At 64.0% G+C, this 8,696-nt stretch carries 9 protein-coding genes and 1 pseudogene; 6 read left to right on the forward strand and 4 right to left on the reverse strand.

What is annotated here, in order from left to right; genetic code table 11:
- Positions 1-59 precede the first annotated feature (59 nt).
- The 3 genes from hrcA to VGD10_RS10675 are packed head-to-tail and all read left to right on the forward strand — an operon-like array spanning position 60 to position 2,049.
- On the forward strand, positions 60-1,100 hold the full coding sequence (gene hrcA, locus VGD10_RS10665; RefSeq protein ID WP_331040802.1) for a heat-inducible transcriptional repressor HrcA: 1,041 nt from the start codon (positions 60-62) through the stop codon (positions 1,098-1,100).
- On the forward strand, positions 1,097-1,645 hold the full coding sequence (grpE, locus tag VGD10_RS10670; RefSeq protein WP_331040803.1) for a nucleotide exchange factor GrpE: 549 nt from the start codon (positions 1,097-1,099) through the stop codon (positions 1,643-1,645). The genes hrcA and grpE overlap by 4 nt, the downstream gene beginning before the upstream one ends.
- Positions 1,646-1,665: 20 nt before the next feature.
- Complete coding sequence (locus VGD10_RS10675; protein WP_331040804.1) at positions 1,666-2,049, forward strand: response regulator transcription factor; 384 nt, start codon at positions 1,666-1,668, stop codon at positions 2,047-2,049.
- On the opposite strand, the gene VGD10_RS10680 is transcribed toward VGD10_RS10675, so the two are convergent.
- Positions 2,046-2,513, reverse strand: a complete 468-nt coding sequence (locus VGD10_RS10680) for a vgr related protein (RefSeq protein ID WP_331040805.1) — start codon at positions 2,511-2,513, stop codon at positions 2,046-2,048. The genes VGD10_RS10675 and VGD10_RS10680 overlap by 4 nt on opposite strands.
- Positions 2,500-2,946, reverse strand: coding sequence for a copper chaperone PCu(A)C (locus VGD10_RS10685; RefSeq protein ID WP_331040806.1), 447 nt, complete (start codon positions 2,944-2,946; stop codon positions 2,500-2,502). The genes VGD10_RS10680 and VGD10_RS10685 overlap by 14 nt, the downstream gene beginning before the upstream one ends.
- A 152-nt stretch (positions 2,947-3,098) precedes the next feature.
- Here VGD10_RS10685 and dnaK point away from each other — a divergent pair, with 152 nt between their 5' ends.
- Both dnaK and dnaJ read left to right on the forward strand, forming a co-directional pair.
- Positions 3,099-5,021: a molecular chaperone DnaK gene (dnaK, locus tag VGD10_RS10690; RefSeq protein WP_331040807.1), complete on the forward strand. Its 1,923-nt coding sequence runs from the start codon at positions 3,099-3,101 to the stop codon at positions 5,019-5,021.
- Between the two features lie 76 nt (positions 5,022-5,097).
- On the forward strand, positions 5,098-6,231 hold the full coding sequence (gene dnaJ / locus VGD10_RS10695; RefSeq protein ID WP_414639525.1) for a molecular chaperone DnaJ: 1,134 nt from the start codon (positions 5,098-5,100) through the stop codon (positions 6,229-6,231).
- A gap of 6 nt (positions 6,232-6,237) precedes the next feature.
- Here the strand turns inward: dnaJ and VGD10_RS10700 are convergent, their stop codons facing one another.
- Positions 6,238-6,882: a response regulator transcription factor gene (locus VGD10_RS10700; RefSeq protein ID WP_331040808.1), complete on the reverse strand. Its 645-nt coding sequence runs from the start codon at positions 6,880-6,882 to the stop codon at positions 6,238-6,240.
- Complete coding sequence (locus tag VGD10_RS10705) at positions 6,879-8,030, reverse strand: sensor histidine kinase (protein ID WP_331040809.1); 1,152 nt, start codon at positions 8,028-8,030, stop codon at positions 6,879-6,881. Before VGD10_RS10705 ends, VGD10_RS10700 begins: the two co-directional genes overlap by 4 nt.
- A 133-nt stretch (positions 8,031-8,163) precedes the next feature.
- Here VGD10_RS10705 and VGD10_RS10710 point away from each other — a divergent pair.
- Positions 8,164-8,696: pseudogene (locus VGD10_RS10710) on the forward strand (TonB-dependent receptor); the annotation flags it as partial.

Below are 8,696 nucleotides of genomic sequence, written 5' to 3' on the forward strand. Positions count from 1 at the left end.
AATTGCGGCGGCCTTAGCCCTCCCTTCCCCATGGCGGAAGAGGCAACTAGATAACGGGCATGGCCACCACTCCGATCAACGAGCTTAGCGACCGCGCGCGGGACGTGTTTCGGCTCGTGGTGGAGAGCTATCTCGACCACGGCCAGCCGGTGGGGTCGCGTACGATTTCGAAGCTGCCGGGTATAAACCTGTCGCCGGCTTCGATCAGGAATGTGATGCAGGATCTGGAGGAGCTTGGGCTGCTCAGCCATCCGCACACGTCCGCTGGCCGGATGCCGACCGAAGGCGGGCTCCGCCTCTTCGTGGACGGGATGATGCAGGCAGCCGAGCCGAGCGCCGAGGAGCGCGCGGTGATCGAAGGGCGGCTGGAGCGCGGCGGGCCGATCGAAGAGGCCCTCAGCAACGCGACGGCGGCTTTGTCCGGCCTTTCCGCCTGCGCCGGCATTGTGCTGGTGCCGAAGCGGGAGCCGGTGCTTCGGCAATTCGGCTTCGTGCAACTCTCGCCGCGGCAGGCGCTGGCAGTGATGGTGGGGAGCGACGGCAGCGTCGAGAACCGCGTGGTCGATCTGCCGCCGGGCATATCGCAGGCGCTGCTGAGCGAAGCGGCCAATTATATCAGCGCGCGGCTTTCCGGCTTGACGCTCGGCGAGGCGCAGGTGCGGCTGCAGGCGGAGATCAGGGCCGGGGAGGCAGCGCTGGACAAGGCGGCGCAGGAGCTGGTGGCGCGCGGCCTTGCTGTCTGGTCCGAAGACGGGTCGCGGCCGGTGCTGATCGTACGTGGGCAGGCGAACCTTATCGACCAGAGCGCGGCGGCGGATATCGAGCGCGTCCGTCAGTTGCTCGACGAGCTTGAGGGGAAGGAAGAGATCGCCCGCCTCCTCGACAGCGCCAGCGCCGGAAAAGGCATGAAGATTTTCATCGGGTCCGAAAACAAGCTCTTTGCGTTGTCGGGTTCGTCGGTCATTGCCGCGCCCTATCGCGGCGGCGACGGCAAGGTCCTTGGCGTGGTCGGCGTGATCGGGCCGACGCGGTTGAACTATGCGCGGGTCGTTCCCATGGTGGATTTCACGGCACAGGCACTATCGAGATTGATGGGATGAACGAAGAACAGAATATCCAGGAAGACACCGAGAGCGAGTTCGAAGGCGCGCCGCGCGAGGCCGATGCGCCGGAGGGCGGTGACCGGGTGGCGGAGCTTGAAGACGAACTCGCCAAAACCCGGCAGGAAGTGCTGTACGCGCAGGCGGAAACGCAGAATGTGCGCCGCCGGCTGGAGCAGGAAAAGCAGAATGCGTCGGCCTATGCCGCGACCGCCTTCGCGCGCGACATGCTGAGCGTGAAGGACAATCTGGAGCGCGCGCTTGCCGCAATCCCGGAAGAGCTTCGCGAGGACGAGCGGATGAAGGGCTTGGTCGCGGGGATCGAGGCGACCGGGCGCGAACTGGAGAACGTGTTCCAGCGGAACGGCATCACCCGCGTCGAGGCAATGGGCCAACCGCTCGATCCGAACAAGCACCAAGCGATGATCGAAGTGCCGAATGACGAAGCCGAGCCCGGCACCGTCGTTCAGGAGATGCAGGCGGGCTATATGATCAAGGACCGGCTGCTTCGGCCTGCCTTGGTGGGAGTAGCCAGGAAGGGCTAGTCTGTCCCTCAGGAGGATGAATGGCGCATATCCTCGTTGTCGATGACGATGAACTGCTCGGCGAGACGGTGCGCGCCATTCTTGAGTCCGAGGGGCATGCCGTCGGTTACGTCTCCAGCGGCGAGGCGGCGATCGAGACGATCGCGCTGAAGCGTCCGGACCTCATCATCCTCGATGCGATGATGCCCGGCATTCCCGGCGAAGAAGTGCTGCGGCGGGTGCGCGCATCGGACGGGAGCTACCGCACCCCCGTGCTGATGCTCACCGCACGGCGGAACGAGAGCGACGTCCAGATCGCGATGCGCGCCGGCGCCGACGATTATCTGAAGAAGCCGTTCGACCCCGACCGGCTCCTCGCCCACGTCGACATCCTGCTGGAGAGTGGCCGGAAGCGGGTGGTCTAGAGCGGGAAGGGAACCACGCTCCGATATTGTTCGAGCGGCGGTGCGGCCGGGACTTTCATGCCTTCGCGGAGCATGAAGGCGTGCTTCACGATTTCGGCCTGCTGTTCGAGGCCGTAGCGGTCGAAGGGCTGGCCGGGTTTCAGCACATAGCGGTAGCGGCAGAAAGGGTGGCGCATCAGCGGCAGGTACCAGCGGCCGCGCTTCTGCGCCTGCCAGACGTGCGTCATTTCGTGGATGAAGAGCGCCTGCCGCCATGGCTCGTCTTTTGCAAAGTCTTCCGAATAGAGCGAGCCGCGGGGGTGGAGGTGGATGTTGCCGGTCGGCGCCATCGCCGTCTGCCGCGGCTGGAAGGGGAACCATTTGCGGCGGAAGATACGGACGGGATCGTAATCGATCGCGCTGCCGAAGACGGACGCGGCGAGGGTGCGCTCGGCTTCGGTCAAGGGGCGACTAATGCTGTGCATGGCCTCCGCCGCCGAAGGCACGTACTTCCGCCTCCACCGTTACCGGCTGCATTGGTTCCAGGTTGAAGGTGAGAGGAATCCTGTCGCCGGCCCTCAGCGCCGGGTCCACGCCGAACAGCATGGCGTGCTTGCCGCCTGCCTCGAACTTCATCTCCTTGCCCTCGAACGTGCCGCTCTGGAGCGGACGCATGCGGGAGACGCCGCCTTCCTCCACCGTCTCGTGAAGCTCGATCCGCTCGACCCGCGGGCTGGTGACGCTGACCAGCTTCGTCGGGTCGTTGTTGGTGCGAAGCGTGAAGTAAGCGGCGCCGGGGCGGCCGGGAACGGCGGGAAGCTGCACGACGGCGCCTTCCACCTCCACCTTCGGCTCCGGCGGCTGGTGGTCGCAGGCGGCGAGGCTCAAGGCTGCCGTAGCGGCAAGGAGGAGGCGCATTCGTCTTTCCCTATGAAGAAGATGCTGCCCATTAGCTGAGCCCGGCTTCTTGTAGCAACGGGAAGCCCACCTATATCGCATCCGAAATCCTCGTGCGCCTCGTTTGCAGGGTGCGGGGATGAAATTATCTTTTGGGGCACAAGAGGTTAAACATGGCAAAAGTTATCGGTATCGACCTTGGCACGACGAACAGCTGCGTTGCCGTAATGGAAGGCGGCAAGCCGAAGGTCGTTGAAAATGCCGAGGGCGCGCGCACGACGCCGTCCATCGTCGCCTTCGCCAAGGACGGCGAACGGCTGATCGGCCAGCCGGCCAAGCGCCAGGCGGTCACCAATCCCGACAATACCATCTTCGCGGTGAAGCGCCTGATCGGCCGCCGGTTCGACGACCCCGTGACCAAGAAGGACACCGAGCTCGTCCCGTACCATATCGTGAAGGGCGCCAATGGCGACGCGTGGGTGCAGGCGGGCGGCAAGGATTATTCGCCGTCGCAAATCTCGGCCTTCACCCTTCAGAAGATGAAGGAAACGGCGGAAGCCTATCTCGGCGAGCCGGTGACGCAGGCCGTCATCACGGTTCCCGCTTACTTCAACGACGCGCAGCGCCAGGCGACCAAGGATGCCGGCCAGATTGCGGGCCTTGAGGTTCTCCGCATCATCAACGAGCCGACGGCGGCTGCGCTCGCCTATGGCCTCGAGAAGAATGACGGCAAGACCATCGCCGTCTACGACCTTGGCGGCGGCACGTTCGACGTTTCGATCCTGGAGATCGGCGACGGCGTGTTCGAGGTGAAGTCGACCAACGGCGACACCTTCCTCGGCGGCGAGGATTTCGACGCCAAGATCGTCGAGTTCCTGGCCGAAGACTTCAAGAAGGCGGAAGGCATCGACCTTACCAAGGACCGGCTCGCCCTCCAGCGCCTGAAGGAAGCCGCTGAAAAGGCGAAGATTGAGCTGTCGTCGGCAGCGACGACCGAGGTCAACCTCCCCTTCATCACCGCCGACCAGACGGGGCCGAAGCACCTCGTCAAGGCGATCAGCCGCGCCGACCTCGAGCGGCTGGTGGACGCGCTCATCCAGCGCACGATCGAGCCGATGAAGAAGGCGCTCGCCGATGCCGGCCTCAAGGCCGATCAGGTGGATGAAGTCGTCCTCGTCGGCGGCATGACCCGCATGCCGAAGGTGCGCGAGGCGGTGAAGAACTTCTTCGGTAAGGAGCCGCACACTGGCGTCAATCCGGACGAGGTTGTGGCCATGGGCGCCGCCATCCAGGCCGGCGTTCTGCAGGGCGACGTCAAGGACGTGCTTCTGCTCGACGTGACGCCGCTTTCACTCGGCATCGAGACGCTCGGCGGCATCATGACCAAGATGATCGACCGCAACACGACCATCCCGACGAAGAAGTCGCAGACCTATTCGACCGCGGAAGACAATCAGAATGCGGTGACGATCCGCGTCTTCCAGGGCGAGCGCGAAATGGCGGCGGACAACAAGCTGCTCGGCCAGTTCGACCTGGTCGGCATTCCGCCGGCGCCGCGCGGCGTGCCGCAGATCGAGGTCACGTTCGACATCGACGCCAACGGCATCGTCAACGTGTCGGCCAAGGACAAGGGCACTGGCAAGGAGCAGCAGATCCGTATCCAGGCCTCGGGCGGGCTTAGCGACGCCGACATCGAGAAGATGGTGAAAGACGCGGAGCAGTTCGCCGAAGAGGACAAGAAGCGCCGCGACGCTGCCGAAGCGAAGAACCAGGCCGAAAGCCTCATTCATTCGACCGAGCAGCAGCTGAAGGAGCATGGCGACAAGGTCGACGAGTCTCTAAAGTCGGAGATCGAAGCTGCGGTCGCGGAAGCGCGCACTGCGGTTGAGGGTGGCGACACCGACGCGATCAAGTCCAAGGCGGAAGCGCTGGCGCAGGTCGCCATGAAGCTCGGCCAGGCCATCTATGAGAAGGAGCAGGCCGCGGCCGCTTCGCCGGGCGGTGACGCCGGTGCGGGGGCTTCGGGCGGAGATGCAGGCGGCGAAGAAGTCGTCGACGCCGAATTCTCTGAGGTCGACGACGAAAACAAGGGCTAAACGAGATGCGGCTTCCGCGCTTCCTTCATGAGGGGGAGGAGCGGGAGCCGCTTCCTTGTGAGCGTCGGGGCGCCCCATGATGAATACCGATTATTACGAGCTGCTCCAGGTCGAGCGGACGGCGGACGACAAGACCATCAAGTCCGCCTATCGCCGCCTCGCCATGGAGTGTCACCCGGACCGCAATCCGGGCTGCAAGGATTCGGAAGCGCGGTTCAAGGCGATCAGCGAAGCCTATGATTGCCTGAAGGACCCGAAGAAGCGGGCGGCCTATGACCGCTTCGGCCATGCCGCGTTCCAGAATGGCGGCGCGGGCGGCTTCGGCGGCGCGCAGGATTTCGGATCCTTCTCGGATATCTTCGAGAACATTTTCGGCGAGTTCATGAACGGCGGCCAGCAGCAGCGCGGCAGCGCGCGGCGCGGCTCCGATCTTCGCTACGACCTCGAGATCAGCCTCGAGGATGCCTATAACGGCAAGCCGGTCGATCTGAAGATCGACACCACCGTCGGCTGCGAGCCCTGCGGCGGAAGCGGCGCGAAGCCCGGCACCTCGGCCCGCACCTGCACACTCTGCGAAGGACGCGGACAGGTGCGGGCGCGGCAGGGATTCTTCGTGGTCGAACAGACCTGCCCAAGCTGCCACGGCCTTGGCGAAGTCATTGCCGATCCGTGCCCCGCCTGCCGCGGCGAGGGACGCGCGGAGAAGCGGAAGTCGCTTCAGGTCAACATTCCGGCCGGTGTCGACGAAGGCACCCGCATCCGCCTTTCAGGCGAAGGCGAGGCTGGCGCACGTGGCGGGCCGCCGGGCGACCTATACATCTTCATTCATCTGGCGCGGCACCAGATTTTCCAGCGCGAGGGCACGACGCTCTTCGCCCGCTGTCCCGTCAGCATCACGACGGCGGCGCTCGGCGGCTGCATCGAGGTGCCGGGGCTCGACCGCAAGAAGCATTCGATCACCATTCCGGCCGGTATCCAGTCCGGCAAGCAGATCCGCCAGCGCGGCGCCGGCATGCCGGTCCTCAACGGCCGCGGCCATGGCGACATGGTGATCCAGGTCGAGGTCGAAACGCCGACCAGGCTTTCCGCAAAGCAGAAGGAATTGCTGGAGGAATTTCGCAAGACCGAAACCGGCGACGAATGCCCCGCATCCTCGGGCTTCTTCAAGAAGCTCAAGGGCATGTGGGACGAATGGACCGACGCCGCCTGAGCGGTGCTATCCGAGTAAGCCGCCTTCTAGCGCTTTCAGGGCTGCCCGCGTGCGGTCTCGTGCATTTAGCTTCAGCAGCAGGCTCGAGACATGGTTCTTCACCGTTCCCTCGGCGAGCGCGAGAAGATCGGCGATTTCCTTGTTGCTGTAACCCGCGCAGATGAGTTGCAGCACCTCCCGCTCGCGGGCGGTCGGCGCCTCGACGACATAGCTGTCCGAAGGAGAGGAGGGGCTGCGGCGGAGGGCCGCCATCAGGCTTTCCGTCATCGCGGGCTGGAAAGCCGTTCGGTCTTCGGCGAGATTTCGGATCGCCTGGGTCAAGTCGGCAAGCGAGACGTCCTTCAGCATCAGTCCCTTGGCACCCGCCTTGATCGCGGCGATGGCAGTGTCGCCATCATCGAAGGTCGTGAGGACGAGCGTGGGCGGGAGAGTCCCGGCTTCGCTTAAGGTCTGGAGCACTTCGATGCCGTTGACGCGCGGCATCCGAATATCGAGGAGGAGTACGTCCGGTGCGAGTTCCGGCACTTTCTCTAGCGCCTCCTGACCGTCGCAAGCCTCGCCGATCACTTCGATGTCGGGAACAAGCTCCAGAAGACCGCGGACGCCCTGACGCACCAGCGTCTGATCGTCGACGATGAGAACCCGGATCATGCGGTCAGCGGCGAACGCAGCGGCAGCCATGCATCGAGCGTGAAGGCAAGATCGTCGCCGGCGCGAACGGCAAGCCGCCCACCCAAATTCTCCAGCCGCTCGCGCATCCCCGTGAGTCCTGACCCTTCCGACGGCGCGGATGCAGGGCCCGTTCCGTCGTTTCGGGCGATCAGCCGGACTCCCTTTTCATCGGTCGTGACCTGGAGCCAGAGGTTCGAAGCGTCCGCGTGCCGAACGGTATTCGTGATCGCTTCCTGCGCGCACCGCATGAAGGCATGGGCCTGATCGGCCGTGACGCGGATATCGGAAGCTACGTCCACATGAACGGCGGGAGCGGGAACGCTCTGCGCCAAGGCCTTTAGCGCGTTCTGCAGGTCGCACCTTTCCTCTTCCCGAAGGTGGGAGACAACGTCCCTTACCTTCCCGAGAAGGGCGCGGGACAGGGTCTGGGCCTGCACGACGTGATCGCGGGCGGGCCCGGTTTCGGTGACGTGACTCGCGATTTCGAGCTGCAGTCCGAGGGCGGTCAGTTCATGACCCCATGCATCGTGAAGTTCGCGCGAGATGCGGAGGCGTTCCGCATTGCGAACGCTGGTAGCCATAAGCGCCTGCGCCGAACGAAGCTCCTGATTGGTTTGCGCCAATGCGCGCGCGGTTTCCGCCTCCGTCCGAAGCGAATGGGCCGTGAATACGACGAAAAGCTGGAGCGCGACGGAAAGCCCGAAGATGAAGCAGAATTCGAAATTCGTCTCCAGATTGGCGAATGTCGCGACGATGGCAAGGGTTTGCGCGCCGACCCAAAGAAGCGCCCGTGCCGGGCTTGCGGTCATGGCGACTTGCCAGGCTATGGTTACCAGCAGGACCGAGAAGGTCGCATATTGAAGGAGGCCGGCCATCGTGACCACCGCCCCGACCTGCACGGCGAGCAGGGTCCAATGGATGGCTTTGGGAAGCTTCAGGATGATGGAGGCGGCCACAGCGGCGCCGAACGTCAGGAAAGGCCAGAGCAACATCACGGGCACCGGCGTCGAATGGATCGTGCGCCCATTCTGATATGCTTCGAGGAGAGGGTAGCCGACGGTCAGCCAAGCGCCCAATGCAGCTAGGCAGAAAATCCAATGATGCTGGTACTTAAGCGCATTCCCCATAGGTGCACTATGTCATGGAACGGCCCTTCCATCCATAGGCCAAAGGTCATGGTGGGAATGGTCGACGTCCGGCACTTATCCGGAAAGCCGTGAGATCGCAGAACCCTGCTTACCTTTAAGCGGGGAGTTGTCCATGTTGCGTTCTGCCGGCGTTGCCGCCTTTCTTATCTTGCAGGTCTCACCGGCGCTCGCCCAGCGCGCCAATGAGAATGCCGTCACCAGCGCGAACGACGCTTTCGGAAACAGCGTCGGGAGCGAGCGGATCGGCCTCTACAATGTGAGCGACGTGAGGGGCTTCAACCCGATCCAGGCGGGCAACATTCGCATCGAGGGTCTTTCCGTCACCGAACATGGCGGCTTCACCGGACGGATCATCACCGGATCGACAATCCGGGTGGGCCTCACCGCGCAAAGCTACCCGTTCCCGGCTCCGACCGGGATTGCAGACTATTCGCTCCGCACCGCCGGTGACGACCTAGTCGTAAGCCCGGTTGTCTATTTCGGCCCGGTCCGCTCGACCGCGATCGACGTCGACGCACAGATCCCGATCATCAAGGGTAAGCTCAGTCTCGCTACAGGATTTACCGCCCGCTTCGATGAGGCCTTCATCGGAGACACTGCGAAGATAGGGGCGATAGGCGGCGTCCTCCGCTGGCGCCCAAGCGA

This window comes from Allosphingosinicella sp., assembly GCF_036402135.1.
Classification (GTDB): Bacteria; Pseudomonadota; Alphaproteobacteria; order Sphingomonadales; family Sphingomonadaceae; genus Allosphingosinicella.